The 24,902-nt window shown below is 64.5% G+C and carries 23 protein-coding genes; 8 read left to right on the top strand and 15 right to left on the bottom strand.

The window, feature by feature from the left end; genetic code table 11:
• The first annotated feature begins 79 nt into the window (after positions 1 to 79).
• A complete protein-coding gene (locus NDB2M1_RS18975) occupies positions 80 to 1,513 on the top strand; it encodes a glutamate synthase subunit beta (protein ID WP_072384354.1) in 1,434 nt (477 codons plus the stop codon).
• 675 nt (positions 1,514 to 2,188) lie between these two features.
• The gene (locus NDB2M1_RS18970) at positions 2,189 to 3,436 is read left to right on the top strand and encodes a DNA sulfur modification protein DndB (protein WP_072384353.1); all 1,248 of its coding nucleotides are present in this window, start codon (positions 2,189 to 2,191) and stop codon (positions 3,434 to 3,436) included.
• Positions 3,437 to 3,646: 210 nt separating this feature from the next.
• Here the strand turns inward: NDB2M1_RS18970 and NDB2M1_RS18965 are convergent, their stop codons facing one another.
• Together NDB2M1_RS18965 and rimO are read right to left on the bottom strand one after the other, a co-directional pair.
• Complete coding sequence (locus tag NDB2M1_RS18965; protein WP_253185954.1) at positions 3,647 to 4,027, bottom strand: hypothetical protein; 381 nt, start codon at positions 4,025 to 4,027, stop codon at positions 3,647 to 3,649.
• 286 nt (positions 4,028 to 4,313) lie between these two features.
• A complete protein-coding gene (gene rimO, locus NDB2M1_RS18960) occupies positions 4,314 to 5,705 on the bottom strand; it encodes a 30S ribosomal protein S12 methylthiotransferase RimO (RefSeq protein WP_072384352.1) in 1,392 nt (463 codons plus the stop codon).
• 168 nt (positions 5,706 to 5,873) lie between these two features.
• Between rimO and NDB2M1_RS18955 the strand changes: the two genes are divergently transcribed.
• Positions 5,874 to 6,236, top strand: a complete 363-nt coding sequence (locus tag NDB2M1_RS18955; RefSeq protein ID WP_072384351.1) for a hypothetical protein — start codon at positions 5,874 to 5,876, stop codon at positions 6,234 to 6,236.
• Here NDB2M1_RS18955 and NDB2M1_RS18950 read toward each other — a convergent pair.
• The 6 genes from NDB2M1_RS18950 to NDB2M1_RS18925 all read right to left on the bottom strand — a co-directional run bounded on the left by NDB2M1_RS18950 (position 6,226) and on the right by NDB2M1_RS18925 (position 10,707).
• Entirely contained in the window at positions 6,226 to 6,765 is a 540-nt protein-coding gene (locus NDB2M1_RS18950; RefSeq protein WP_072384350.1) for a murein hydrolase activator EnvC family protein, read from the bottom strand. The genes NDB2M1_RS18955 and NDB2M1_RS18950 overlap by 11 nt on opposite strands.
• Positions 6,765 to 8,045: a serine--tRNA ligase gene (gene serS, locus NDB2M1_RS18945; protein WP_072384349.1), complete on the bottom strand. Its 1,281-nt coding sequence runs from the start codon at positions 8,043 to 8,045 to the stop codon at positions 6,765 to 6,767. Before serS ends, NDB2M1_RS18950 begins: the two co-directional genes overlap by 1 nt.
• Positions 8,046 to 8,085: 40 nt before the next feature.
• Positions 8,086 to 8,265: a YgaP family membrane protein gene (locus tag NDB2M1_RS18940; RefSeq protein WP_072384348.1), complete on the bottom strand. Its 180-nt coding sequence runs from the start codon at positions 8,263 to 8,265 to the stop codon at positions 8,086 to 8,088.
• A 206-nt stretch (positions 8,266 to 8,471) separates the two neighbouring features.
• On the bottom strand, positions 8,472 to 9,005 hold the full coding sequence (locus tag NDB2M1_RS18935; RefSeq protein WP_072384347.1) for a nuclear transport factor 2 family protein: 534 nt from the start codon (positions 9,003 to 9,005) through the stop codon (positions 8,472 to 8,474).
• Positions 8,987 to 9,388 (bottom strand): putative quinol monooxygenase, encoded by a 402-nt coding sequence (locus tag NDB2M1_RS18930; RefSeq protein WP_054123002.1) that lies wholly within the window; start codon positions 9,386 to 9,388, stop codon positions 8,987 to 8,989. The genes NDB2M1_RS18935 and NDB2M1_RS18930 overlap by 19 nt, the downstream gene beginning before the upstream one ends.
• Entirely contained in the window at positions 9,385 to 10,707 is a 1,323-nt protein-coding gene (locus NDB2M1_RS18925) for a cytochrome P450 (protein ID WP_072384346.1), read from the bottom strand. The genes NDB2M1_RS18930 and NDB2M1_RS18925 overlap by 4 nt, the downstream gene beginning before the upstream one ends.
• Positions 10,708 to 10,835: 128 nt before the next feature.
• On the opposite strand from NDB2M1_RS18925, the gene NDB2M1_RS18920 reads away from it, so the two are divergent.
• The gene (locus tag NDB2M1_RS18920) at positions 10,836 to 11,423 is read left to right on the top strand and encodes a carboxymuconolactone decarboxylase family protein (RefSeq protein ID WP_072384684.1); all 588 of its coding nucleotides are present in this window, start codon (positions 10,836 to 10,838) and stop codon (positions 11,421 to 11,423) included.
• Positions 11,420 to 12,694 carry a cytochrome P450 gene (locus NDB2M1_RS18915; protein ID WP_072384345.1) on the top strand — a complete coding sequence of 425 codons (1,275 nt, stop codon included), beginning with the start codon at positions 11,420 to 11,422 and terminating at the stop codon, positions 12,692 to 12,694. Before NDB2M1_RS18920 ends, NDB2M1_RS18915 begins: the two co-directional genes overlap by 4 nt.
• Before the next feature lie 150 nt (positions 12,695 to 12,844).
• On the opposite strand, the gene NDB2M1_RS18910 is transcribed toward NDB2M1_RS18915, so the two are convergent.
• Genes NDB2M1_RS18910 through NDB2M1_RS18895 form a run of 4 tightly spaced genes read right to left on the bottom strand, consistent with a single transcriptional unit; the run spans position 12,845 to position 15,916 of the window.
• Positions 12,845 to 14,731: an outer membrane protein assembly factor BamB family protein gene (locus tag NDB2M1_RS18910; RefSeq protein ID WP_083554980.1), complete on the bottom strand. Its 1,887-nt coding sequence runs from the start codon at positions 14,729 to 14,731 to the stop codon at positions 12,845 to 12,847.
• Positions 14,732 to 14,745: 14 nt separating this feature from the next.
• A complete protein-coding gene (locus NDB2M1_RS18905) occupies positions 14,746 to 15,042 on the bottom strand; it encodes a putative quinol monooxygenase (RefSeq protein WP_072384344.1) in 297 nt (98 codons plus the stop codon).
• Positions 15,043 to 15,046: 4 nt separating this feature from the next.
• Entirely contained in the window at positions 15,047 to 15,343 is a 297-nt protein-coding gene (locus NDB2M1_RS18900; protein WP_072384343.1) for a putative quinol monooxygenase, read from the bottom strand.
• 15 nt (positions 15,344 to 15,358) lie between these two features.
• Positions 15,359 to 15,916 carry a nuclear transport factor 2 family protein gene (locus NDB2M1_RS18895; protein ID WP_072384342.1) on the bottom strand — a complete coding sequence of 186 codons (558 nt, stop codon included), beginning with the start codon at positions 15,914 to 15,916 and terminating at the stop codon, positions 15,359 to 15,361.
• Between the two features lie 337 nt (positions 15,917 to 16,253).
• Between NDB2M1_RS18895 and NDB2M1_RS18890 the strand changes: the two genes are divergently transcribed.
• Positions 16,254 to 18,737, top strand: a complete 2,484-nt coding sequence (locus tag NDB2M1_RS18890) for a TonB-dependent receptor (protein ID WP_072384682.1) — start codon at positions 16,254 to 16,256, stop codon at positions 18,735 to 18,737.
• A 79-nt stretch (positions 18,738 to 18,816) separates the two neighbouring features.
• Complete coding sequence (locus NDB2M1_RS18885; RefSeq protein ID WP_371328229.1) at positions 18,817 to 20,166, top strand: aromatic ring-hydroxylating oxygenase subunit alpha; 1,350 nt, start codon at positions 18,817 to 18,819, stop codon at positions 20,164 to 20,166.
• Between the two features lie 151 nt (positions 20,167 to 20,317).
• Here NDB2M1_RS18885 and NDB2M1_RS18880 read toward each other — a convergent pair whose 3' ends face one another.
• The 3 genes from NDB2M1_RS18880 to NDB2M1_RS18870 all read right to left on the bottom strand — a co-directional run bounded on the left by NDB2M1_RS18880 (position 20,318) and on the right by NDB2M1_RS18870 (position 22,842).
• Entirely contained in the window at positions 20,318 to 21,076 is a 759-nt protein-coding gene (locus tag NDB2M1_RS18880) for a glucose 1-dehydrogenase (RefSeq protein ID WP_072384341.1), read from the bottom strand.
• A gap of 30 nt (positions 21,077 to 21,106) precedes the next feature.
• Positions 21,107 to 22,042: an SDR family oxidoreductase gene (locus NDB2M1_RS18875; RefSeq protein WP_072384340.1), complete on the bottom strand. Its 936-nt coding sequence runs from the start codon at positions 22,040 to 22,042 to the stop codon at positions 21,107 to 21,109.
• A 140-nt stretch (positions 22,043 to 22,182) separates the two neighbouring features.
• A complete protein-coding gene (locus NDB2M1_RS18870; protein WP_072384339.1) occupies positions 22,183 to 22,842 on the bottom strand; it encodes a TetR/AcrR family transcriptional regulator in 660 nt (219 codons plus the stop codon).
• 304 nt (positions 22,843 to 23,146) lie between these two features.
• Between NDB2M1_RS18870 and NDB2M1_RS18865 the strand changes: the two genes are divergently transcribed.
• Complete coding sequence (locus tag NDB2M1_RS18865) at positions 23,147 to 24,799, top strand: class I adenylate-forming enzyme family protein (RefSeq protein ID WP_072384338.1); 1,653 nt, start codon at positions 23,147 to 23,149, stop codon at positions 24,797 to 24,799.
• The last annotated feature ends 103 nt before the right edge of the window (positions 24,800 to 24,902 follow it).

Genomic DNA, 24,902 nt, shown 5'->3' with positions numbered 1-24,902 from the left:
TCCCCACGCGGCAAGGCCCTTCGACTTCGCTCGGGGCGAACGGGTAAATGATTAAATTCTGTCTCAGGGTATTAGCGCAATGGGCAAGGCAACCGGCTTCCTCGAAATCGATCGCAAGGATCGTTCCTACGACGCGCCGCAGGAGCGTCTGAAGCACTACCGCGAATTCGTCATCCCGCATGACGATACCACGCTGAAGGGCCAGGCGGCGCGCTGCATGAACTGCGGCATCCCCTATTGTCACAACGGCTGCCCGGTGAACAACCAGATCCCGGACTGGAACCACCTCGTCTACGAGAACGACTGGCGCACCGCGCTCGACAATCTCCACTCGACGAACAACTTCCCCGAATTCACCGGCCGCATCTGCCCCGCCCCGTGCGAGGCATCGTGCACGCTCAACCTCATCGACCAGCCCGTCACCATCAAGTCGATCGAATGCGCCATCGTCGACAAGGGCTGGAAGGAAGGCTGGATCGAACCGCAGGTGCCTGCGCAGAAGACGGGCAAGTCGGTCGCCGTCGTCGGCTCCGGCCCCGCCGGCCTCGCCTGCGCGCAGCAGCTCGCCCGCGCCGGCCACTCGGTCACCGTGTTCGAGAAGTCCGACCGCGTCGGCGGCCTGCTCCGCTACGGCATCCCTGATTTCAAGCTCGAGAAGCACCTCATCAACCGCCGCCTCGTCCAGATGATGGCCGAAGGCGTCGAGTTCCGCACCTCGGTCGAAGTCGGCGTCACCGTCTCGGTCGCCAGCCTGCTCGAAAACTTCGACAAGGTCGTCCTCGCCGGCGGCGCGGAAGACCCGCGCCCCATCGGCATCCCCGGCTTCGAACTCCCCGGCGTGCGCTACGCCATGGAATTCCTCACCCAACAGAACAAGCGCGTCGCCGGAGACGACGAGATCCGCGCCGCCCCGCGCGGCTCGCTCCTCGCCACCGGCAAGCACGTCGTCGTCATCGGCGGCGGCGATACCGGGTCGGACTGCGTCGGCACCTCGAACCGCCAGGGCGCCCTCTCGGTCACCCAGCTCGAAATCATGCCGCGCCCGCCCGAAAAGGAAGACAAGGCGCTGACCTGGCCCAACTGGCCGCTCAAGCTGCGCACGTCCTCCAGCCACGAGGAAGGCGTCGAGCGCGAGTTCGCCGTCCTCACCAAGCGCGTGCTGGGCGAAAACGACGTCTCCGGCCTCGAATGCGTCCGCGTCGAATGGAAGAACGGCAAGATGGAGGAAATCGAAGGCAGCACCTTCGTCATCCCCGCCGACCTGATCTTCCTCGCCATGGGCTTCGTCGGCCCGCGCAAGGCAGGCCTGCTCGAACAGGCCGGCGTCGAACTCGACGCGCGCGGCAACGTCAAGGCCAACACCAGCGACTACCACACCAGCCACGAACGCATCTTCACCTGCGGCGACATGCGCCGCGGCCAGAGCCTCGTCGTCTGGGCCATCCGCGAAGGCCGCCAATGCGCCCGCGCCGTGGACGAGGCCTTGATGGGCACGAGCGAACTCCCGCGCTGAGCTTATGATCCTCCCCATTTTTCCCTGAGCTTGTCGAAGGGACAAATGGGGAGGTGGCAGCCCAAAGGGCTGACGGAGGGGTAATTTCTCTGAAGAAACAGCCTCCGGCGGGCAAGGGCCATCGCCCTTGCATCCCGTCATCGGCGCTCGGCCCTGCGCTGAAGCGCGATCCCGCCAACCCACATCGTCGGCCCGGACGTGATCCGGGCCAAGGCTTTTTTCGCCCCAGCGCCGCGCCGAAAGAAAAGCCAAACCCCGCGCCAAGCACGGGGTGACGGACAAGCGATCAACCCATGGTTCTCAAAAACAACGCGCCGCCTGCCGCCGGGCTTATGCGTCGCCAGCCTTTCGCCATCCCCGTAGCCTTCGTCATCCCCCTTCGTCATTCCCGCGAAGGCGGGAACCCAGAGCCCCACACCCTGCGGCAGCCGCGCTGGATTCCCGCCTTCGCGGGAACGACGAGGGGGCGAGATTAGCACGCCGGCATCGAAGATATGCAGGAACTTCAGTCACTTTTCCCGCCGGCGCGCCATGTCCCGCACGAAACATCACATTTCCCCGTATGATTTTCTGCGGGGAGAGTTGACCTTTAATGCGGGATATGCAAACAAAAAGGCCTCGGGACGGCCATCACACCAAGTCCCGAGGCCACCATAGCCGTCAAGGAGACAACACATGGTTTTTGATGCATTGAACCTTAAGACCCCAGTTCCGGCAATTCAAGGTGCATTTGGCAACCGGGTATCGTCATTCATCACACAGGTGAGGCCGGATCAGGTCGTGAACCTTTTAGGCCACGATCCGCGCAGCAAGCACTGGGGGCGACTGCCGACTGAGGAAATCCGCGATATCTATGCTTTTCTCCAGCGGAAGACGAGCAAGGATCGTCGTGAAAGCGTCGCCGGCTACATTGAGGAGCGTCTTGGTCCCGATTCGATTGCGATCGGTGCATTCCCAGCGATTTCGATTGCATTTCAGCAACCGACGGAATTCCGCTCTTACGGAGGCAACATTCCAGGTGCGGTAGGTGAGTTGCTGGTCGATGTCTCACATTCAAATGTCCGTATCCTGATTGACGGTCTGGGAAGGCTCACTGGCGCGTTGGATCTATTTGATGAGGGGCGCGATGACCTAATAAAGTCATTTTATATGCCTGTTACAATTTATACTCCGGCAGTTGGAACGCCGCCTCTTTCTTGGAAGGAAATGGGGCAGCTATTTCACGACTTCAATTTTAAAGTTCAGCCCGTTTCAAAGCAACATGCTATCGCACTGGATACCAGTGATCTCTACATCGCGTTGGCCAACCGGCTTGGTCATGCAGCGGTCTTTGTCGATAACGGCGGTGTAGCTGAGCGCGCCGCTAGCCTCGGTGGCAAGAGCACTGAACTCGTTGTGCAGACGGTACTTGTGCGAACTATTCGAGGCGCTTGCGAGGGGCGTCGGTTCCAAGAATCTAATCTCGCTACCACTGACAAGCCGAATCTGACTCGCGAGAGCTTTGCAGTAATTCTATCTTCCCTCGACGAGTATTTCGGCGGAATCGCAGCTAGGATGAAGGACCGTTTTGCGGATCGCCAAAGCTTGCATCTTAGTTCGCCCGGTTGGCAGGCTCTTGGTGTAATCCACCATGACGTGGTGTTCAGGTTGAAGCTTGATCCAGTCGAACGCGGAAAGGTGCTTGATGCTATCGCAGCTATCGATTGGTCGAGGTTCAATCCTGAGTGGCTCACTCTTGGTATTGGCCATCCTGAAGTTGACAAGGTTTCGGGCAAGGTGGTGACTGATGGTTCGGGCAACCAGAAAGTTGCGTTGACAGGAGCTGGCCGCACGAACACGCAGAAAATCATCGACTACGTGCGTGAGAAAGCAGAGCTTAAAGAGCGACTGGCCAACGCAGCTAGTGACACTGAGTTAGTCTAGCACTGATAGGATGTGGGATGTGGCATTAACCTGTCACATCCCCCATCCACTCCAAGACCCGGGATGCAAGGGCAATGGCCCTTGCCCGCCGGAGGCTCTTTTCTTCCACCGCCGGAAACCCCTCCGTCATCGGCTGCGCCAAAACCGCCATGTCCCCATTTGTGCCGCGCATAGGCGGCAAGGATTGCCGTCACCCCGCGCGCAGGCGTGTCAGTGGCAGGGGTAGCGCTTGCGGATCAGGTCGGCGACGGCTTGGGTGACCGGGATGCGGGGGCGGTCTGCGGCGGGATAAGTGCGCATTTGGGCCATGAGGTCGTCGCTGTTGAGTGCGGCGTGTTCCGGGGGGCAGGCGCTGGGCTTCCCGGTAATAGCTTCCTGTCTGAGCTGGCGGCGGTAGGCTGCGGCCGCGTTGGCCACTTCCGACTTGAGCAGGCCGACATCGGAGGCGAACAGGGCCATCATGCCTTTTGCCTTAAGCGCTTCGGCTTTGGCGAGGAACGTGGCTACGGACATCGCGCCCGGTGCGGCGAAAATCGGGCTGGCTGGAGCGAGCAGAGCCGCGAGGGCCATCAGGATCGAGGGGTACTTCATGGATGGCTGCTCTTTGTTCGCGCAAGGTCTGCTGCCTAACCGCTGCGACCCTTTGCGTCGATGGGCGGTAGGTCCACATCGGTGCGATCGCACAGAGCAGGACCTTTATAAATAACAGACGCGTCTGTTATTTATAAAGCGCTGTCCTACATGCGGGCATCTGCGGTATGTTCCGTAAATGTTCGCGCCAACACCTCGGATTCCCGCCGTTTTCAACGCCTCCGCGCAAGGCCGGATGGGCTCCGCCGGGGCCCCTGAGTTTTTGCTCTGGACTGTGTCAACCGTGTCAACCTGCGGGCGTGATCACCCCGTAGAGGTCGTGCGCGTCGGCGTCCTCCACCAGCACCTCAGCGAAGTCTCCCGCCTTCAGGCCCTCGGGCACGTTGCGCAGATATACGGCGCCGTCGATTTCCGGCGCGTCGGCCTGGCTGCGGGCGGTGGCGCCAATGTCGCCGTCCTCGTCGGGCTCGCCCACTTCGTCGATGATGACGGGGATCGTGCGGCCCACTTTGGCGGCGAGCTTGGCGGCGCTGATGGCTTCGGTTTTCGCCATGATCCGGGCGTAGCGTTCTTCCTTGACCTCTTCGGGCACCGGATCGGGCAAGTCGTTCGCGGCGGCGCCGGCGACGGGTTCGAAGCGGAAGGCGCCGACGCGGTCGAGTTGCGCTTCATCCAGCCAGTCGAGGAGGTACTGGAAGTCGGCCTCGGTCTCGCCGGGGAAGCCGACGACGAAGCTGGAGCGGACGGCGATGTCCGGGCAGATCGCGCGCCAGGCCTTCAGGCGTTCGAGCACCTTGGCCTCGTTGGCGGGGCGCTTCATGGCGCGCAGCACATTGGGGCTGGCGTGCTGGAACGGGATGTCGAGGTAGGGCGTGAGCAGCCCTTCGGCCATCAGCGGGATGACGGCATCGACGTGGGGGTAGGGGTAGACGTAGTGGAGGCGAACCCACGGCGTATGGCCGTCCGGCGTCTTCAGCTGGCCCAGTTCGCGGGCGAGGTCGGTCATGTGGGTGCGGACTTCGCGTCCCTTCCACTGCCGCGTTTCGTGCCGTACATCGACGCCGTAGGCCGAAGTATCCTGGCTGATGACGAGGAGTTCGCGGGTGCCGGCGGCGACGAGCTTCTCGGCCTCGCGCAGCACGGCATCGATGCGGCGGCTGGCGAGTTTGCCGCGCAGGCTCGGGATGATGCAGAAGGCGCAGGCGTGGTTGCAGCCTTCGGAAATCTTGAGGTAGCTGTAGTGCCGCGGCGTCAGCTTCACGTCACCCGGATCGGCCTGCGGGATGAGGTCCACGTAGGGGCCCATCGAGGGCGGCGCGGCTTCGTGGACGGCCTCGACCACGGCTTCGTACTGGTGCGCGCCCGTCACGGCGAGGACGCTGGGGAAGCGCGCGCGGATGGCGTCCGCTTCGTTGCCCATGCACCCGGTCACGATCACGCGGCCGTTCTCGGCGATGGCTTCACCGATGGCGGCAAGGCTTTCTTCCTTGGCGCTGTCGAGGAACCCGCAGGTGTTGACGAGGACGACGTCGGCCCCGGCGTAGTCCGCGCTCATGGCATAGCCATCGGCGCGCAGGCGCGTGAGGATGCGTTCGCTGTCGACGAGCGCCTTGGGGCAGCCGAGGCTGACCATGCCGACTTTGGGGGCGTCCGGGAGAATGATGGGTGTCGTGGCCATGGCGGGGGCGCTTACGCGATATTTGGCGGCGCGTCACGGGTCCGTGCGCTTTCCCCATTTCCCGCTCACCCTGAGCTTGTCGAAGGGTGTACGACGCGGCGGTTGCGCCAAGATGCTTCGACAAGCTCAGCATGAGCGGGGTGGGAGGTAGGTGCGAGGAGATTTTGGATGGGTCCGGTAAACTGGGTGGCGGTGGTTGCGGCGGCGCTGGCCGCGCTGGTGTTCGGGCTCGTCCGGCATGGTCCGGCGGCGCGGCGACCGGCGCAGGTGGTACTTGCGGGCGCGCTGCTGTGGCTCACCGCAGCGATGATGGGGCACATGTTCGCTCGGGTCGGCGCGGCGACTTTGGCGGCGAAGCCGTGGCTCTACTTCATGATGTCGGGCGGGCTGGCGCTGGCCTTCGTGGCGCCCGCGCTGGCGATCGGGGAGGCGCGGTCCGGCGCTTCAGCGGGTACGGTGCTGCGCGGCGCGGCGTTCTGGATCGCCAGCTATCTGCTCATGGGTACGGTGTTCTGGGCGTTCAAAGCCTGATCGGAAGATACAGCGCCGGGTTGCGGGGACTGGTGCCCTTGCGCAGTTCGAAGTGCAGACCGGGCCGCTTCGCCTCGCCGCTCTTGCCGATGCGGGCGATGATCTGCCGGGGCTTCACCGTCTGGCCTTCCTTGACGAGGACCTTGCCGAGGTAGGCATAGGCGGTGACCCAGCCCCGGGCGTGCTCGATCACGATAAGCTGGCCGAAGCGTTCGGGTTCCTTGCCGGCGAAGACGACTTTGCCGGCGGCAGCGGCGTGGACGGTCATCCCGGAGAAGGCGGCAAGGTCGATGCCGTTGTTGGGCAGGCCCTTGACCGGCGCGCCGAACTTGGCGGTGACCGCACCCGAGGTGGGCCAGGTCAGCCGGGGAGCGCCGGCCTCGCGCTTTTCCGGGGCTTTGGTGGGCGGCTTGGTGGCGGTCGGCGCCACCGCCCGGTGCTTGGGTGGGAGCAGGTTCTCCGGCGCGGCATGCGCGGCAAGCCCTGCAGGCAGAAGCAGGGCCGCAATCGCCAGCCGGAGGGCCTGCATCAGCCGAGCGGCGTCAGGCGGGTCACGCCGCCCATCCAGGGCTTGAGCACTTCGGGCACTTCGACCGTGCCGTCGCCTTGCTGGTAGTTCTCCAGCACCGCGACGAGCGTGCGGCCGACAGCGAGGCCGCTGCCGTTGAGGGTGTGGACGAACTCGGTGCCTTTCGCGCCTTCCGGCCGGTAGCGCGCGTTCATGCGGCGGGCCTGGAAATCGCCGCAGTTGGAGCACGAGCTGATCTCGCGGAACGCGTTCTGGCCGGGGAGCCAGACTTCGAGATCGTAAGTCTTGCGGGCGGTGAAGCCCATGTCGCCCGCGCAGAGCAGCATCTTGCGGTAAGGCAAGCCGAGCGCTTGCAGGATCGATTCCGCCGCTGTGGTCATGCGTTCGTGCTCGGCGTCCGAATCCTCGGGCCGCGTGATCGAGACGAGTTCGACCTTCTCGAACTGGTGCTGGCGGATGAACCCGCGCGTGTCGCGCCCCGCTGCGCCCGCTTCGGAGCGGAAGCAAGGGGTGAGCGCGGTCATGCGCAGCGGCAGCGCGGCATCGGGCAGGATCTGGCCGAGCACCGAGTTGGTGAGGCTGACTTCGGCGGTGGGGATGAGCCAGCGCCCGTCGGTCGTCTTGAACAGGTCTTCGGCAAACTTGGGCAGCTGGCCGGTGCCGAAGGCGGCTTCGTCCTTCACCATCAGCGGCGGCATGCATTCGGTGTAGCCGTTCTCTCCCGTCTGCCGATCCAGCATGAACTGCGCGAGCGCGCGGTGGAGGCGGGCCATTGCGCCGCGCAGGAAGGTGAAGCGCGCGCCTGCGATCAGCGCGCCGGTCTCGAAATCGAGGCCGAGCGGGGGGCCGAGGTCGGCGTGCTCGAGCGGCTGGAAATCGAAGCTGCGCGGGGTGCCCCAGCGGCTGACTTCGACATTACCCGCTTCGTCCTCGCCCTCGGGTACGTCCTCGGCGGGCAGGTTGGGCCACTGGGCGAGCGCGGCGTTCAGCTCGGCAGTGAGGCGGCGCTCGTCCTCTTCCAGCGCGGGGAGGGTGTTCTTGAGTTCGGCGACTTCGGCCTTGAGCGCTTCGGCAGTGTCCTTGTCGCCCTTGCCCATGGCCATGCCGATGGCCTTCGAGGCTTCGTTGCGGCGCGCCTGCGCTTCCTGCATGCGGGTGGCGACATCACGCCGCGCGGTATCGAGCGCGAGGATCGCGGCCGATTGCGGGGCGACGCCGCGGCGGGCGAGGGCGGTATCGAACCCTTCGGGGTTCTCGCGGATCAGGCGGATATCGTGCATGGCCTGCGCGCTATGCCGCCTGAGGCGCGGATGGGCAAGCTCAGGTGTGGAGACCGAGCGCGCTGTAGAGCGGGCAGGTGCCGGCGAAAGCGGTCATGATCGGGAGGATGGCGACGAGAGCGATCAGCGGATGGCCGGCGATCAGGCTGAACACGATCAGCATGGCGGCGATGGCAAGGCGGATGACACGGTCTGCTTCGCCGATATTGGACTTGAACATGGGTTTCCTCCACTTGGCTGGGTGTGGAGGCGTTATGCGGGTGTCTGCGTTGGCGGACATTGATGCGGATCAAGTGGCGTGGCAGCACAATCCTTTCCTTCGTCATTGCGAGCATAGCGAAGCAATCCAGAGCGGAAGCGCATGACCGCTCTGGATTGCTTCGTCGCTTCGCTCCTCGCAATGACGAGGTGAGGTGAGAGGTGGGGCTACAGGACCCGGTATTTCGGATGCCCGCCCTGCAGGAACTCGAGGATCGGCAGCGGGAAGGCTGCATCGGGATCGAATACCGGCTGGTTCGGGATCGGGTGCGACCAGTCGAGCACGTAGTCGCGCCGGGCGATGCGCCACTCGCCTGCGCGCTTTTCGAAGCTGTCGAGGTAGCGGCCGCCGTACATCGTGCCGGCGTAGGTGCCGTCCTCGCCTTGGCGGGCGCCTGCGGTGAGACCGTAGGTTTCGACGTCAGCGTGGGCGCTATCGATCAGGTGGATCGCGGGCGGGCCGCTGAGGTGCCAGCGGCGGGCGCTAGCGCGTTCGATGGCCATGACGACAGGGACGAAATCTGCCGCCAGGCCCTTGAAAAAGCCATAATCGATCGCCGCATCGGGCCAGTAGCAGCTTGCGTGCCCTTCCTCATCCAGCCAGTCGAGCGTGCGCGAGTAGCGGGCGAGGACGTCGGTGATGGCGTCCTTCGCCAGCAGGTCTTCCAGGCTGGCGGCGGCGGTCATGCGCGGGCGGTCCACCACGCCGGGATAGTGAGCGGGAAGCGCTCCTGCGCGGTCTTGAGGTCGGCGTCGGCATCGGCGGGCAGCGGCGTGTCGACCGTGGACGGAAGGCCGCCGCCGGCGCCCTTGACCGGATCGACGTACTCGAGCCGGATGTCCTCCAGCACGGCGGCGAAATCGTGGCCTTCGTGGTGGGGAGACATCTGGTGGCGATAGAAGGCCACCTTGTCGTCGAACGAGAGCAGGCAATAATAGAGGTTCGGCGCCTCACCCTTCCAGTATTCGTAGCGCTTCACGCCGGTCTCCGTGCTCCAGGTCTGGTGGATCATGTCGGCCATGATCTCTTCCCACTGGGCTTCCGAGCCGGGCTTGATCCGGATGTGCGCAAGAAGTGTGGTCATGCCGAAATCTCCCGTTCGAAGGTGCAGTGGAGGGCGAGCGTGCCGAGCATGATGCCCGGCTGGTGGAGGAAGGTGTTGCCGGGGGCGTAATCGAGCGCGGCGAGGCGGTCGCAGAGACGGTTCCACGCGATGGTCTGCTCGAGTCGCGAGAGGCCGGTGCCGGGGCAGACGCGCGGACCGGCCGAGAAGGCGAGGTGGCGCGTGACAGCGGCGCGATCGAGCTTCAGCTCCAGCGGGTCCTCGAACTCGTCCGGGTCGATATTGGCGGCTCCCCAGCGCAGATGGAGGGTGGAACCGGCGGGAACGTGGATGCCCTGGAACACTTCGCCCTGCGAGGTGATGCGGGTGGACAGGCCCTGCGTGGGCGAACGCAGGCGCATGCCTTCCTCGGTGAAGGGGCGGATAAGGCTGCGGTCGGCCTTGAGCTTGGCGAAGAGGCCGGGGCGCTCGATCAGGAGCTGGGCCTGTTCGACGAGCGCATACTGGGTGGTTTCGAGGCCGCCGATGACCATCGCGTAGACGATGCCGTCGATCTCATCGTCGGTGAGCTTGCGGTCCAAGGCTTCGTAGTGGACCTGCGCGAGGAAGCTGATCATGTCCTCGCCCGGGTTGGCGCGGCGGCGGCGGACGTGATCGCGGACATAGTCCGAGAACCCGGCGAGGAGGCGGAATTTCTCAGCGGTCTGTTCAGGTGTCAGGATATTGTTGTGCCCGCAGCCGTGGACATAGGACATGACCTGTGCGTTGCCCCAGATCTCGAGGTCCTTGACGTCCTCTAGCGGGAAGCCGAGCACGTCGGCCATCGTGCGCTGGGGCAGAGGCCGCGCGAAATCGGCGACGAAATCGAACTTTTCGCCCGCGATCCACTGGTCGATCAGGGTGTCGACATGGCTGGTGATCATCGCCTCGTGCCGCTTGGCGCCGGGGCCGACCCACGGGTCGGTCAATTGCTGGCGATGCGCGCGCCAGAGTTCGGGATTGGGGCGCAGGGTAGCGATCGATTTCACCATCGCATCGATGTCGGGCATCGCGCGGACCGAAGCGGGATCGGCCTTGCGGGCTTCGAGCAGGAGCGAGAGCGTGGGGGGATAGCGTTCCCAGTCACGCACGACGCGGGCGATGTCTTCGTACTTTGAAAGGACGAAGGCGTCACGATCGGGCGTCAGGCCCTCGCCGGGCAGGCGCAGGACCGGGGCTTCAGCGTGGAGGATGGCATAGGCCTCGTACCAGTGCTCGGCCGCGCCCGGACCGAACAGGTCGACATCCGCCAGCGCATGCGGGCAGCGCATGGCACTGAGCTCGTGATTGACTTGGCGCATGGCCCTCTCCCCCGGCTCTATTCAATTCGCCAGTTGTTGCGAGGCCGATGGTGCATGACCAATGCTCAGGCTGCCATGCTCACTTTTGCCAAGACCATAATCTGGCAGCGGCAATGGGAGATCACGTCATGACCCGCGTCGCCAAGATTGCGCCCGAGGACTGGGACCCGCGCCTGCGCGCGGCGCTGAAGCCGGAAGACCGCACCGAGATCGAGCAGGGCATGATCCGCTTTCTGGCGCATTGCCCCGAACAGGTGCTGGGCATGATGCAGTTCGCTGGCGCGCTGAAGGTGCACCGCCAGCTGCCGGAAAAGCTGGTCGAGCTGGTCCGCCTGCGCATCGCGTTCTTCAACCAGTGCCGCAGCTGCATGGCGATCCGCTATACCGACGCGCTGGAGGACGGCGTGACCGAGGACCTCGTCTGCTCGCTGGAGCGGCCGCAGGAGGCGGAGAACCTGACGCCGGCGGAGAAGGCGGCAATCCGCTACGGAGAGGCTTTCGCGACCGACCATCTGCGTATCGACGAGAAAATGTACGCCGATCTGCGCGAGCATTTCAGCGAGTCCGAGATTGTCGAGCTGGGCATGACCTGCGCGTTCTTCGTGGGCTTCGGGCGGTTGGCGGCGACGCTGCACATGGTCGAGGAACTGCCAGACGCGTTCAGGCGCGAGGGCGTGGTCGCGCCGTGGGGCGAGGAACGGGTGGTCGTGCGATGAGCGATGGTGGTGATGAGCTGGGCATCAACCTGTTCGACCCGGAGGTCCAGCAGTGTCCTTATGATGCTTATCGTCGCTTGCGGGATCAGGCCCCGGCCTATCGCCAGCCGGGGACGAACATCTATGTGGTGACGCGCTACGAGGACGTGCGGCGCGTGCTGCTCGATGCCGAAACCTTTCCGAGCAGCCCCAAGACCGCCGGATTGCAGACGCTTTCGGCCAATGTCGAGCGGCAGAAGAAGGTGGTGGCGCGCTTCAAGGAGCGTGGGTGGCTGCCCGAACCGACGCTGAGCGGACGCGATGATCCCAATCACAAGCAGATGCGCGCGATGTTCAACGAGGCGTTCAAGCCGAGCCGGATCAAGGAAATCGATCCGCTGGTGGAGACCCTTGCTTACGAGCTGATCGACGGGTTCGTGGCCGATGGGCGCTGCGAATGGGTCAGCCAGTTCTGCGTGCCGCTGCCGCTCTACATCATCGGCGAGCAGATGGGCGCGAAGCGCGAGGACATGTGGACAATCAAGCGCTGGACCGACGCCTTCTTCAAGCGCATCTCGATGATGCTGCCCGAGGAGGACGAGATCGAGATGGTCGACCGCGAGATCGAGGCGCAGCACTATTTCCAGCCGATCTTCGAGCGGCTGCGCCAGAACCCCGATGACTCGCTGATCAGCGTGCTGGTCAACACGGTCATCGAGGGCTGGGGCCGTCCGCTTAACGACAACGAGCTCCACGCCGAGATGATGGCGGATACGTTTGTCGGGGGCAGCGAGACCACGACCAATGCGCTGGCGGCGGGGATGAAGCTGCTGATCGAGAACAAGGACGTCTGGCACAAGCTGAAGTCCGACCCCGAGCGCTATATGAAGACGTTCGTCGAGGAAGTGGTGCGCCTCGAATCGCCGGTGCAGAGCCTGATGCGGTTCTGCGCCAAGGATACCGAGCTCGAAGGCACGGTGATCCCCAAGGGCGCGCTGGTGAACGTGCGCTTTGCGGCGGCGAACCGCGACGAACGCGTGTTCGAATGCCCGGAGAAGCTCGATCTCGATCGACCCAAGGCGGGTTCGCACATGGGTTTCGGGTCAGGCACCCACCATTGCCTTGGCGCACCGCTGGCGCGGCGGGAGCTTACGTGGGGCTTTCAGGCGGTGGTCGACCGGTTCGAGGACATGCACTTTGCCGACGGGAAGAACGATTTCTCGGTCCACCCGCACTTCCTGCTGCGCAGCCTGAAGGCGCTGCATATCGAGTTCGAGGCGAAGCGGGGGTAGTCTCCGAGCGCGCCTGCCACCCACACCGCTCACCCTGAGCTTGTCGAAGGGTGCTGGCGCAACCCTCGCGGTTGATGCTTCGACAAGCTCAGCATGAGCGGTTTGTGGGTGTGGCGAATGGCTTGAGATGGCGAGGGGCAGTCGCCCCCCCTACTTCGCCACCTCGAACACCATCAGCGCGTTGCCGGGGGCGTGGCTGTACATGCCGTAGCCGGAATTTACGAAGACCTTGCCCTTCCATACCGCCGCTCCGGGGCCGCTCATCGAGCCGCCCTTGGCTGTCTGGCCGCCGAGCGCGGGCATCGGCTGGGTGGTATCGTACTGCCACAGGATCGCGCCCGTATCGGCATCGTAGGCGCGCAGCATGCCGTCGAGGTGGCCGCCGAAGACCACGCCGGGAATGCTGGTGACGGCCGCCGAAATGCCCGGATCGCAGAACTTGCGCCCGTTGCACTTGTCCTCCGCCTTGGCCTGCCAAACGATGTTGCCGGTTTTGGCGTCGAGTGCGTGGAGCCCGGCGCCGCGAATGGCGGGATCGTAGAGGCGCGCATCGCCGGTATCGGCCATGTCGTTGATCGGCACGAAGACGCGGCTTCCCTCGGCGCTCATGCCGAAGTGGACGCCGCCCTGCGTGCCGCCGTGGCCAAGCCGGGTCATCCACCTGACCTTGCCGGTCTCGGGATCAAGGCCCCAGGCCTGACCGGATTTCTGGCCGATCACGAGCATCTTGGCGCCGGTCCCGGTATCGATGAGCAGCGGCGAGGCGGCGACATCGTAGTCCGGCCCGCCTTCCTTGGGGCAGGAACCGAGGCCCATCATGCAGCCTACGTTCCATGCATCACCCAGCGTCAACTGGGTGCTCCAGAGGCGTTTGCCGGTGGTGGCATCGACAGCGAAGACCGCGTCCGAACCGTCATCGGCGGGGGTCGAGTAGTTCTCGCCCGAGCCGAAGTAGACGCGGTTCGTGGCGGCGTCATAGGACGGGCTGTTCCACACGGGCGCGCCGGAGGGGCCGAGGATCGGGGTGCCGTCCGAGGTCTTGCCCTGCGGAACGGGCACGCCTGCGGTGTAGGCACGCCACTTTTCCGCGCCGGTGGCGGGATCGACCGCGACGACCGAGCCGCGGAAGGTGCAGCAGGGATAGGCCGGATTGCCCGCCTGCACGACCTCGAGCGAGGAGACCGGGACATAGAGCAGTCCGCCGCCCAAGGTGGGTGTGCCGGTGATCGTGGCATCGGCGTGATCGCTCATCCGCTGCGCCCACACTTCCTTGCCGTTCATGGCATCGAGCACGTGGACCTTGCCGAGCAGGTCGCCGAAATAGAGCCGCTTGGTCGCAGCTTCTGCGACGATCGCGGTGCGGACTTCGGCGCTGAGGCGCGTCGTCCACTTGGTGCAGCCGGTGTCCGGATCGAAGGCGTAGATCGTGCCGTCCTGGCTGCCGACGAAGAGCGTGCCCCAAGCCACGGTGGGCTGCGATCGGATGTGCGTCGCCGCCGGATAGGCGAAGGCCCACTTGAGCTTCAGTTTGGGCACGTCTGCCATGGCTAGCCCGGCAACGTTTGCGGGCACAAAGCGGCGGTTGTCATGGCCCCAGCCAATATCGGCAGGCACGTCGGTCATGTCGAACTTCGCGGCCGCGCCCTTGCAGCGCGGCGGCGGGGCTGGGCGCTGGTAGGAGGCATAGGGCGTGCGGGTTAGGTATTCGGCGACCTGGATCTTCTCGGCCGGCGAGAGGGCGGCGGCCTGCTGGCGCATTACGCCGTTTGTCAGCGCGGAGACGATGGCATCAGGCGCCAGCATGGCGAGGAAATTGGGCGAGGGCGCCTTCGGCACGCCGCCGAGGTGGCACATCGCGCAGTGCTGCTCGAACAGCGGGCGGCCCGGGGCGGTTTCCGGATTGATCACGGGGCCGGCGCGGCTGTTCATGTCCTCGGTGGACTTGATCCGCGTGGGGGTGGCCGCGTTCAATCCCGCAGCCAGCGCCAGCGCGGCGAAGCCGGAAAGGATGGCAAGGCGGCCGGTCTTGAGCAGCATCGTGTAGGGCCTTTTCAATCGAGCGAGCGGTAGAAGGCGATTTTCATGTCTTCGGCGAGGCACGCGAGGATCGGCGGCACGAGCCGATCGTGGAAATCGATGTGCATGTGTGTCTCGAACGCGGCATCGTCCCTGAAGGTGGCGACGCACTGGAACAGGTCCGGGTCTTCCTCGGACTGGAACAGTTCGTAGACGAGGGCGCCGGGCTCGTTCGCGAAGACGAGCTGCTTGAGCTCGGTCTGGAGCGCGATCAGCTCGTCGCGCTTTTCCGGCTTGGTGCGCAGCTGGGCGATGAAGCTCTTGCCCGTCATCGTCTCAGGCCCCCGCCTCGAGATCGAACAGCAGCTCGCGCGTGTAGGAGCCGTCCATGCAGGCGATCATCCGCTCGATCAGGGGCTGGTTGTGGGGATATGCCACGTGTGCCTTGTCCGCTTCGTCATCGGTGAAGCGTTCGTAGACCGCGAACATGCCCGGTTCGGCAAGCCGGTAGAACTGATAGGCCAGCGTGCCCGGTTCGGAGGGAGCGAGCACCTCCATCTCCTTGGCGAGCGCGATGAATTCGGCTTCCTTGTCGGCGCGGATGCGGAAACGGGAGAGGAAGGAAAAGGCCATCTTTGCGTCTTTCGGCTAGCGCTTGTGCGCTTGTTCGTAGGCGATCCAGCTGGGCAGCTGCTCGGGGTAGTCTGCCAGTTTCGGCTCGGCATAGGCGTGGTTGCGGTCGGGCCGGGCGAGGATGTGCGGATAGGCCTCGACCGGCACGTAGTAGAGGAAGCCGATGACGCGTTCGGCGAACTTCCAGCCTGCGGAAGTCTTGCGGTAGCGGTCGTCGTAGCGGATCGCGGCGACCATCATCCGGCCGTGGCGCATCAGTTCAGCGTGGCCGGCGACGCGGCCGGTGGCGGTGTCGTCGTCGACGAAGTCGATCTGGATATCGTGCATCACGTGATGGCCGGGGCCGAGCACAGCGAAGCGGCCGTCGAATTGCGCCATGATCGCGTCCGGGCCGACGGCGTGCATCACCCCGTCGTGCGAACGCAGCACGGCGTCGTCTGCGAAGAGCGCGCGCACTGCATCGATATTGCGGTCATCGATGTCGAAGCTGTAGCGCGCGACGAGCTGGCGGATCTGCGATTCAGCTTCCAGCCGCGCGATGCGCGCTTCCAGATCCGGTCCCGGATGGGCCATTCGGCTATGCTTTCTCTCCCGCAGGTCGCTTTGCGCGTCCCGTCCTTGCCGCGCATGATAGCCCGGCGCCACCTGAAAACAATCATGAATGTTTGGATGCAATCGGTGATGAGACTGTCATTCGCTTGCCTTCCAAGGAAGTGCCAGCCGATCGGGCAGATGCGCCGGTTACGCAAGGATACGCAGGGGAGCGCGCTGCATGCGGCGGGGCGTGATCCCATCCCAATGTGCGCAGTCACACCTCTCTAAAAAAACATACATGTCTGCTTGCAAAATGCGTTCCGGCGTTTATCCTTGGCCCGACACCGCACCTGAATGCGGGCATGAGGAGATGGGGATGGCACTGAGGGACCTTCGTTGGTCGGCCGCGTTTGGCGTAATTGCCGCCGCGATGATGGCGACACCAGTTCTGGCAAACGACGAGCCGCAGGCGCAGACCGCGCAGGGGCAGTCGAGTGCCGACGAGATGGCGAGCGATCGCCTCAATGAAATCGTCGTGACGGCTACCCGCCGCGATTCGAACCTGCAGCGCACGCCGGTAGCGGTCTCCGCAGTTGATGCGAACCTGATCCGCCAGTCGAGCCCGCGCGATATCGGCGATCTCGCTGCCTTCGTGCCGAACTTCTCGGCCAACACGATCACCAACTTCAACGCTGCCTCGTTCGCGATGCGCGGCGTGGGCCAGACCTCGATCATCGTCTACTTCGAGCCGCCGGTCGCGGTGCTCGTCGACGACTTCGTGGTGCCTTCGGTCCAGACCCAGCTGCTCGACACGTTCGACATCGCGCAGGTCGAAGTGCTGCGCGGCCCGCAGGGCACGCTCTTCGGCAAGAACACCACCGGCGGCGCGGTGACGGTCAAGACCAAGCGCCCCGAACTCGGCGTGATCGGCGTGGACGGCCGCGCTGAATTCGGCTCGTTCGGTACCTATCGGGGCCAGCTCGCGGCCAATATCCCGATCTTCAGCAACATGGCGCTGCGCGTGGTCGCCGGGGCCGAAAAGTCGAACGGCTTCTACAAGAACGGGGCCTGCTATGGCCCGGTGGTGAGCTTTGTTCCGGGCAACTTCTCGGGCGTCTCGGGCTGCCTCGACGGCAAGTCGGCCGGCGGCAAGGACGTGGTCAACCTGCGCGGCAAGCTGCTGTGGGAGCCCACCAGCCGCCTGCGCATCCTCGCGCAATATGAATGGCTGCGCGATCGTTCGGAGACGGTGCCCTCGGTTAATGAGAACTACCTCTACAACGGCACGACGCCGTTCCTGACCGACATTCTCAACACCGTCCGCCAGAACCCGGCGAGCAGCGATCCGCTCGACAATGCGGCGGTGACCTATCGTCAGGACGGCCTGATCAAGATGCGCGACGGTCAGCGCATCTCGGTCGACGGGTTCTACCTCAATGCCGACTACGATCTCGGCTTCGGCAAGCTGACGTCGGTCACCGGCTGGCGCCGCCAGATCTCGCGCATCCCGAACTCCTATGCGGGTGCCGCACCGATCGGGATTGATGGCACGCCGCTCTCGTTCTTCGATGCGACGCGTGACGACAACCGCAAGACCTTCCAGCAGGAATTGCGCCTCGCCACCAACACCGGGACGGCGTTCGACGCGGTGATCGGCGGGTTCTACCAGCGCGAGACGGTGGATTTCTGCGTGGCGCAGATCCTCGGCTTCCTTGATCTCGTCCAGGGCCCGTTGCCCTTCGGCAACTGGAACGACACGCCCTTCATCCTGTGCAACGCGCAGCGGTCGAACTCGAAGGCGGTCTTCGCCGAGGGCACCTACAAGCTGACCGACAAGCTCTCGCTGACCGGCGGCTTCCGCTATACCTGGGAAAACAAGACCTGGTATGGCCGCAATCAGGTGTTCATCCCGCAGCTGAACGGCGGGTTCGATCCCTCGATCCAGATCACCGAAGCGCTCGGCGCGAGCGTGTTCAGGTATCCCGCCGGCGTGGTCACGGTGAACAACCGGGCGAACAGGCCGACTTTCCGCGGCACGATCGGCTATCAGGCGACACCGGACGTCTACGCCTATTTCAACTATTCGCGCGGCTTCAAGGCGGGCGGCTTCAACGACCAGATCGGCGGCTTCGCGGCCTTCGCGACCGACCTCAACGCGTTCCGCGAAGCGGCGCGCGCGACCCGTCCGGAAACGGCGGATTCGTTCGAAGCCGGGATCAAGACGGAACTGTTCGATCACCGCCTGCGCTTCAACCTCACCGGCTTCTACGTGAAGTACAAGGATCTGCAGAAGCAGCTCAACGTGCCGATCGTGGTCAACGGTGCGCCCAACCAGGTCACGCTGTTCGTCAACGCGGCGAGCGCCACGGTGAAGGGTATCGAGGCGGAAGCCACCGCGCGCCTGTTCAAGGGCTTCACCCTGCGCGGCGTGCTCGGCTACCAGGACGGCAAGTACGACGAGTATACCGCTCCCGGCGCCGGCTACAATCTTGCGGACGCGCCGCTCGACCGCGCGCCCAAGTGGCAGTGGACGCTCGACGGTGCCTACGAAGTGCCGGTCGGTTCGAACTACAAGATCATCGCCAATGCCTCGGCGGCCTATACCGCGCGCAACCTCAACACGCAGTCGATCACCGATATCGAAGGCAACACGTTCCTCAACGCCCGCACGCTGGTGAATGCTTCGCTCACGATCTCGCAGATCGACGACAAGTACTACGTCAAGGCGATCGGCCGGAACCTGACGGACGAGCGCTACCGGATCGCGTCGCAGAACGTCGCAGGCCTGTGGCTCAACTCGAACTTCGGCGCGCCGCGCTACTTCGGCGTTGAGCTTGGCGTGCGCTTCCGTGGTCCCTGATCGGGCTTTCGGCCTGTAAGAACGTCTGCGGGTCGCCATGCTGGGAAACGGCATGGCGGCCCGCAATCATGATCGGGAAATGACAATGAACGCCTTGGACCTCTGGGACATTCATACCGGCAAGCGCTTCCCCTTCGATGCGCGCGCCCCGCGGATCGACAACGGGACCGGGCGACCTTCGCCGGACCGCTATGTGAGCGCGGCGTTCGCGGCCGAGGAATGGGACAAGGTCTTCGCGAAGAGCTGGCTGCTGGCAGGGCCGGTGTCCGACATTCCCGAGCCGGGCGACTTCATGAAATTCGATATCGGGCCGGAGAGTTTCATCGTCGTGCGCGACGACGATGGTTCGGTGAAGGCGCACTACAACGTCTGCCCGCACCGGGGCAGTCAGCTGGTGACGACTGATTTCGGCTCGCTCGCCAAGTTCACCTGCCCGTTCCATTCGTGGCAGTTCGCGCTGGATGGGAAGTGCACCTCGGTGACCGATGCCGAGACGTTCCGGCCTGAAGTGCTGTGCCATGGGACGGACCTCAGCTCGGTTCGCTGCGAAGTGGCGGCGGGGCTGGTGTTCCTGTCGATGGACGCGGAGATCAAGCCGCTCGCGGAATTCCTGGGACCGATCCTTGGCCAGCTCGAGCTCTACGAGATCGACCAGATGTACGTGGTGCAGCACCGCCGCTCGGACTGGGGTTCGAACTGGAAGGGCGGGGTGGATGCCTTTGCCGAGATCTACCACCTCCACGCCGTGCACCCGCAGACGCAGTGCCTGATGGATGACCGCACGCAGATCGACCTGTGGCCGGGTGGCCTCAGCCGCCAGTTCGTGCCGTTTGCGCAGCCGAGCCCGCGTTTTCCGGATCAGGAAAGTGTCAATCCCGGCATCCAGATGATGCTGCGCGATGCGGGGATCGATCCGGAGACCTATCAGGGCTCGGCGCGCGAGACGCGGACTGCGGTGCAGCAGGCCAAGCGCAAGCGTTCGGACGAGCTGGGACTGCGCTACGAGCGGTTCAGCGACAGCCAGCTTTCGGACTCGGTGGTCTATTCGGTGTTTCCGAATGTGCAGATCGGGTGCCATCCGGAAGCGGTGTTCCTCCACCGCTTCCTGCCGCACGCGACCGATCCGAACCAGTTCACCTACGATACCTGCATCCTTTATCGCCATGTCGATGCGCCCGGCTATTCGGCTCCAGCGTGGATGGGGATGGGCGAGGATGTGGACTTGTCCGGCCGAACTCGCCCGGATGTGATCCACACCGCGCTGGGCGAGCCGCCGTGCCTCGGCGAGGTGCTCGATCAGGACAGCGATCTGCTGCCGGTGGTGCAGAAGGGTGCGCGTTCACGGGGGTTCAGAGGGCCGCTGTGGAGCGAGCAGGAAGGGCGGCTGCGGCATTTTCATGCCGAACTCGACCGGATGATGAGGGCTTGAGAACTACTTGATCCTCCCCGTTTTTCCGAAGGACAAATGGGGAGGTGGCAGCCCGAAGGGCTGACGGAGGGGTACCTACCCCTCCACCACGCGCTCCGCGCGCGGTCCCCCTCCCCATTTGTGCTGCGCAAAAATGGGGAGGACCCGATGCTCAGAACGGCCGGATGGTCAGCCCGTTGTCGATCACGAGTTCGGCACCGGTGATATAGCGGCTCTCGTCGCTGGCGAGGAATACGACGAGCGCCGCGACGTCCTTGGGGTGACCGGCGGACCCATGCGGGAGCACGCCTTCGGGGATCTCGTTCGCCTGCCCCGGGCGACCTTCCGCCTGCTGAACCATCGGCGTCTCGATGGCGCCCGGATGCACCGAATTGCAGCGGATCTTGTAGCCCTTGACCTGCGCCATCACCGCGACCGACTTGGTCATCGAGCGGACCGCGCCCTTGGCAGCGGAATAGGCGAAGAAGATCGGATAGCCGAGCAGCGCGCCGACCGAGGACATGTTGATGATAGAGCCGCCGCCGCTCTTGTTCATCAGCGGAATCGCGTGTTTCATGCCGAGGTACACGCCGTCGATCATGATCGAATTGACCCAGCGGAACTTGTCGAGCGTGGTATCCTCGACATCGGCGTTGAGCACGACGCCCGCGTTGTTCACAAGCACATGGAGGCCGCCAAACTTCTCCTCGGTCGCGGCATAGGCGGCGATCCACTGCGCTTCGTCGGCGACGTCGAGCGCCAGCGCCATTGCGTTTGCGCCGATCCTGTCCGCAACAGCCTGCGCACCAGCGAGGTTCACGTCGGTGACGACGACCTTCGCACCTTCGGCGGCGAGCGCCTCGCAGTCCGCCGCGCCCAGTCCCGAACCACCGCCGGTGACGAGCGCCACCTTGCCTTCAAGCCGGCCCATATCGTCTCTCCTCAATTATTGCGGGCGGTCTCAGGCCGCGCCGTCTTCCGAGAAATAGTCCGGCATGCCCGCCGGCCAGATCACGCCCCACTGCGCCTGCCCGCCGTCGATGATCATGAGATCACCGTTGATGAAGCGGCCTGCGGGGCTGGCAAGATAGGCGATGGCCTCCGCCACATCCCAGGCATTGCCGCGCATCTTCATGGGGTTGGCCTTGTGGAAGCGGGCGAGCGCTTCCTCCGGATACATGCGGAAGCCCTCGGTCTCGATCACGCCGGGGCCGATGCAGTTTACGCGGATGTTATGCTGCGCCCATTCGGTGGCCACCGTCTTGGAAAGGTAAATCACCCCGGCACGCGCCGCACAGGTGTGCGCGGCCTGCGGCATGCCGCGCTCGACATTGGCGACGATGTTGATGACATGGCCGGGCTTGCCATCCGCGCGCCAGCGCTTGGCGGCTTCCTGCATCATCCACCAGGTGCCGTTGAGGTTGGTGTCGATGACGGCGAGCCAGCCCTTGCGGCTGAAATCGATCGCGTCCTGCGGGAACTGGCCGCCAGCGTTGTTGACGAGGGTATCGAGCCCGCCGAAGTGATCGTGCACCGCGCCGATCATCGCTTCGACCGCTTCGGGATCGCGGATATTCGCTTCCAGGCAGAGGATTTCGCGCCCTGTCTCCTCGCGGATGAGGTCTGCGGTCGCATCCAGCTTTTCCTTGGTCCGGCCACAGATCGCGACATTGGCGCCGAGCTTGGCAGCGAGGAACGCGGCCGCCTTGCCCATGCCGCTCCCAGCGCCCGAAATCAGGATCGTGTGGCCGGCTAGCAGGTCTTCGCGGAAGATCGTCTGCTGCGCGCGGAGCGCTTCCTCATCCAGTCCGCGCTTGGGCCTGCCCGGGTCACCGGGTTCGGGACGGAAGATGCGCGGCGTATGAATATCGGGCGCGTTCAACGGTTCATCCCCCATTCGTTCGTTCCCGCCTTGCTAGAACACCCGCGCAGAAAAAACAAACAGGTTTGATTTTGATTTGCGCTTTCGAAATGCGAATTGCGCAAGGCGCGCCGGGGTTTGGCGCGGCCGAGCGTGTCCACACAGAATGGCGTGGATCAGCCCTTCGCTGCGGGTGCAAGCGCGCGGATCTGGGCTTCGAGATGGCGCAGCATCGGATCGACCTGGGCCTGATCCATGCCGCCTGTCTGCAGCGATATTGCCATGCCTTCGAGGATCGTCTGCGACAGCGTCATGGCAAGGGCGAAGTTGGGCGAGCCGAGCCATTCGGGAAACAACGCTTCGGCCTGCGCATTGAACTTCTCGCGGAACTCGTCCTGCAGTGGCGAGAGGATCGAGGCGAGATCGGCATCGGTTCGCGCGGCCACCGCCAGCTCGTGAAAGGCGATGAAAGCGGGCTTCTGCAGCTGGCGCCAGTAGGTCTCGACGAGGTCGGTGACTTCGTGCTCGGGCCGGTCGGCCGCGCGGCGGAAGGCGCGCAGACGCTTCTCGTGGAGTTCGGTGATCGCGGCCTTGATCAGGGCCGAGCCGTTCTCGAAGTGGTGGACCATTGCCCCGCGCGAAAGGCCGGCTTCTTCGGCGACCTTGGGCGTGGTGGTCTGGGCATAGCCATACTTGACGAGGCAGCGGACCGTGGCGTCGATCAGTCGAGCGCGGGTCTGGGCCGCTTTCGCCGCCTGGAGAGTGCGCGTGCGATCAGCCGCCGGGCGAGCGGGCCGAGGGACGGGCCGTGCCGCCCGCGTGCGTGATAGTGCCATCCGTGTCTACTTGCCTGAACCGTTGCGCACCGGTTCCGGTACGCCTTGAAAACATCCTTAATGCGTTTTCATGCCACGTAAAACTGCCGCTTTGACCGCTTCGGGGACAAGTGTCCCGGCACGGATCGCAGCGGCCAGCTGCGCATCACATGAAGCACATCGAATCAACCGTGCAGCACTTGCATGCCGCACTCTCCAAAGAGGTAGCGCATCGCACGGAAAAAGACAGATATGATTGTCTTTTTCAGCACGCCGTGTATCTCGGCGCCAAGACCGATAAGAGGCCCATGGGGCCGGGGGATGCATGACCGACCAGCTGTCACACGCCGCTGCACCTGTCCTCACCATGGGCGGCATGATCCGCGCTTCGGCAAAGGCTTTCGGGGCCCGTGAGGCGCTTGTGTTTCCGGATCGCGTGTTCACTTACGGTGCGCTTGATCGCGCTGCAAGGAACTGGGCGGCGGCGATGATCGCGCTGGGGGTGCAGCCCGGCCAGCACGTGGGCCTGTTCATGCCCACCTGCCCGGAGTTCATCGTGGCGTTCTACGGAATATCCATGGCCGGTGCGGTCGCGGTGCCGATCAATGCGCGGTATCAGTCGCATGAGCTCGCCTATCTCGTCCGCGATGCCGATCTCGTCGTGCTGGTGACGGCGGGGCAGGTGGCCGAAGGGCTGGACTACCGCGACCGCGTGCGCGCGGCGTTGCCCTCGCTCGCAGGCGCGGACCCGGCGCGGGGGCTGAGCCTCGATGAAGCGCCGATGCTGCATACGATCATCTCGCTCGATCATAAGCATGTGGACGGCATGCTACCGGTCGAGGAAGCGCTGGCACTGGGCACGGAGGTTGACGCCGGAGCGATCGACCAGCGGATCGACGATGTCGACCCTGAAGATATCGCCATGATCCTCTATACCAGCGGGACGACCGCGAACCCCAAGGGCGCGCTGATTTCGCACCGCGCGCAAGTGGGCAACAGCCGCAATCTCGGCAAGCGCTACCTCTGCACGGCGGACGACAAGGTGTGGTCGCCGCTGCCGATCTTCCACATCGCGGGCATCCTGCCGATGACGATGATCCTCGATCTGGGCGGGGTGTACATGACCGTGCCGCACTTCGAGGCCGGGCAGGCGCTCGCCATGCTGGGCGCGGAAGGCGCGACGATCGCCTATCCCAGCTTCGTCACGATCATGCAGGACCTGATCAATCACCCCACGTTCCAGACGACCGATCTTTCCAAGCTGCGCGTGATGAATTCGAACTTCGCGGTTCAGCCGGCGTGGATCAAGGACGCGGTGGTGGCGGCGATGCCGCACACGATCCAGGTGGGGACCTATGGCCTGACCGAAGCAGCGGGCACGGTTTCGACCAGCCGTCTCGACGACAGCTTCGAGGTGCGCACCGGGCGCTGCGGCTTCCCGCTCGAGGACTGGGAAATGCGCATCGTCGATCCCGAAACCGGGCGTGATTGCGGACCCGACGAGCGCGGCGAGATCGTGCTGCGCGGGCCGCATATGCTGAAAGGCTATTACAACGCACCGGAGAAGACCGCCGAGGCGATCCGCGATGGCTGGTTCTTCACCGGCGACGTCGGCTCGGTCGATGCGGGTGGCAACGTGATGTTCCTCGGCCGTACCAAGGACATGCTCAAGGTCGGCGGCGAGAACGTCGCGGCGGCGGAAATCGAGTCCATGCTGCAGACGCACCCGGCGGTAAAGCTGGCGCAGGTCGTCGGCATTCCGGACCCGCGCTACGTCGAAGTGGCGGCGGCGTTTGTGGAGCTTGCGGATGGGGCGCTGGCCGACGAGGCCGAACTGATCGCGCACTGCAAGGGCAAGCTGGCCGGGTTCAAGATTCCTCGGCATGTGCGCGTGGTCAGCGAGTGGCCGATGTCGACCTCGAAGATCCAGAAGTTCAAGCTTCGGGCAGGGCTGATCGAGGAACTGGGGCTGGGGTAGCCCGGCACTCTCCAAAACCCGCTCATGCTGAGCTTGTCGAAGCATCAAACGCGACAGCTGCGTCAGCACCCTTCGACAAGCTCAGGGTGAGCGGAGTTTGGTT

It is taken from the genome of Novosphingobium sp. NDB2Meth1 (assembly GCF_900117425.1).
Taxonomy (GTDB): Bacteria; Pseudomonadota; Alphaproteobacteria; order Sphingomonadales; family Sphingomonadaceae; genus Novosphingobium.
The sequence above is the reverse complement of the archived record's forward strand: the minus strand, read 5'-3'. Positions and strand labels throughout refer to the sequence as shown.

Bases quoted from the DNA above. Each gene is read 5' to 3' on its own strand.
- NDB2M1_RS18910 (WP_083554980.1), bottom strand. From the start codon at position 14,731: ATGCTGCTCAAGACCGGCCGCCTTGCCATCCTTTCCGGCTTCGCCGCG.
- NDB2M1_RS18915 (WP_072384345.1), top strand. From the start codon at position 11,420: ATGAGCGATGGTGGTGATGAGCTGGGCATCAACCTGTTCGACCCGGAG.
- NDB2M1_RS18975 (WP_072384354.1), top strand. From the start codon at position 80: ATGGGCAAGGCAACCGGCTTCCTCGAAATCGATCGCAAGGATCGTTCC.
- NDB2M1_RS18880 (WP_072384341.1), bottom strand. From the start codon at position 21,076: ATGGGCCGGCTTGAAGGCAAGGTGGCGCTCGTCACCGGCGGTGGTTCG.
- NDB2M1_RS18905 (WP_072384344.1), bottom strand. From the start codon at position 15,042: ATGACGGGCAAGAGCTTCATCGCCCAGCTGCGCACCAAGCCGGAAAAG.
- NDB2M1_RS18955 (WP_072384351.1), top strand. From the start codon at position 5,874: ATGGGTCCGGTAAACTGGGTGGCGGTGGTTGCGGCGGCGCTGGCCGCG.
- NDB2M1_RS18870 (WP_072384339.1), bottom strand. From the start codon at position 22,842: ATGGCACTATCACGCACGCGGGCGGCACGGCCCGTCCCTCGGCCCGCT.
- NDB2M1_RS18925 (WP_072384346.1), bottom strand. From the start codon at position 10,707: ATGCGCCAAGTCAATCACGAGCTCAGTGCCATGCGCTGCCCGCATGCG.
- NDB2M1_RS18930 (WP_054123002.1), bottom strand. From the start codon at position 9,388: ATGACCACACTTCTTGCGCACATCCGGATCAAGCCCGGCTCGGAAGCC.
- NDB2M1_RS18920 (WP_072384684.1), top strand. From the start codon at position 10,836: ATGACCCGCGTCGCCAAGATTGCGCCCGAGGACTGGGACCCGCGCCTG.
- NDB2M1_RS18875 (WP_072384340.1), bottom strand. From the start codon at position 22,042: ATGGGGGATGAACCGTTGAACGCGCCCGATATTCATACGCCGCGCATC.
- serS (WP_072384349.1), bottom strand. From the start codon at position 8,045: ATGCACGATATCCGCCTGATCCGCGAGAACCCCGAAGGGTTCGATACC.
- NDB2M1_RS18965 (WP_253185954.1), bottom strand. From the start codon at position 4,027: ATGAAGTACCCCTCGATCCTGATGGCCCTCGCGGCTCTGCTCGCTCCA.
- NDB2M1_RS18895 (WP_072384342.1), bottom strand. From the start codon at position 15,916: ATGGCCCATCCGGGACCGGATCTGGAAGCGCGCATCGCGCGGCTGGAA.
- rimO (WP_072384352.1), bottom strand. From the start codon at position 5,705: ATGGCCACGACACCCATCATTCTCCCGGACGCCCCCAAAGTCGGCATG.
- NDB2M1_RS18890 (WP_072384682.1), top strand. From the start codon at position 16,254: ATGGCACTGAGGGACCTTCGTTGGTCGGCCGCGTTTGGCGTAATTGCC.
- NDB2M1_RS18950 (WP_072384350.1), bottom strand. From the start codon at position 6,765: ATGCAGGCCCTCCGGCTGGCGATTGCGGCCCTGCTTCTGCCTGCAGGG.
- NDB2M1_RS18970 (WP_072384353.1), top strand. From the start codon at position 2,189: ATGGTTTTTGATGCATTGAACCTTAAGACCCCAGTTCCGGCAATTCAA.
- NDB2M1_RS18900 (WP_072384343.1), bottom strand. From the start codon at position 15,343: ATGGCCTTTTCCTTCCTCTCCCGTTTCCGCATCCGCGCCGACAAGGAA.
- NDB2M1_RS18885 (WP_371328229.1), top strand. From the start codon at position 18,817: ATGACAATGAACGCCTTGGACCTCTGGGACATTCATACCGGCAAGCGC.
- NDB2M1_RS18865 (WP_072384338.1), top strand. From the start codon at position 23,147: ATGACCGACCAGCTGTCACACGCCGCTGCACCTGTCCTCACCATGGGC.
- NDB2M1_RS18940 (WP_072384348.1), bottom strand. From the start codon at position 8,265: ATGTTCAAGTCCAATATCGGCGAAGCAGACCGTGTCATCCGCCTTGCC.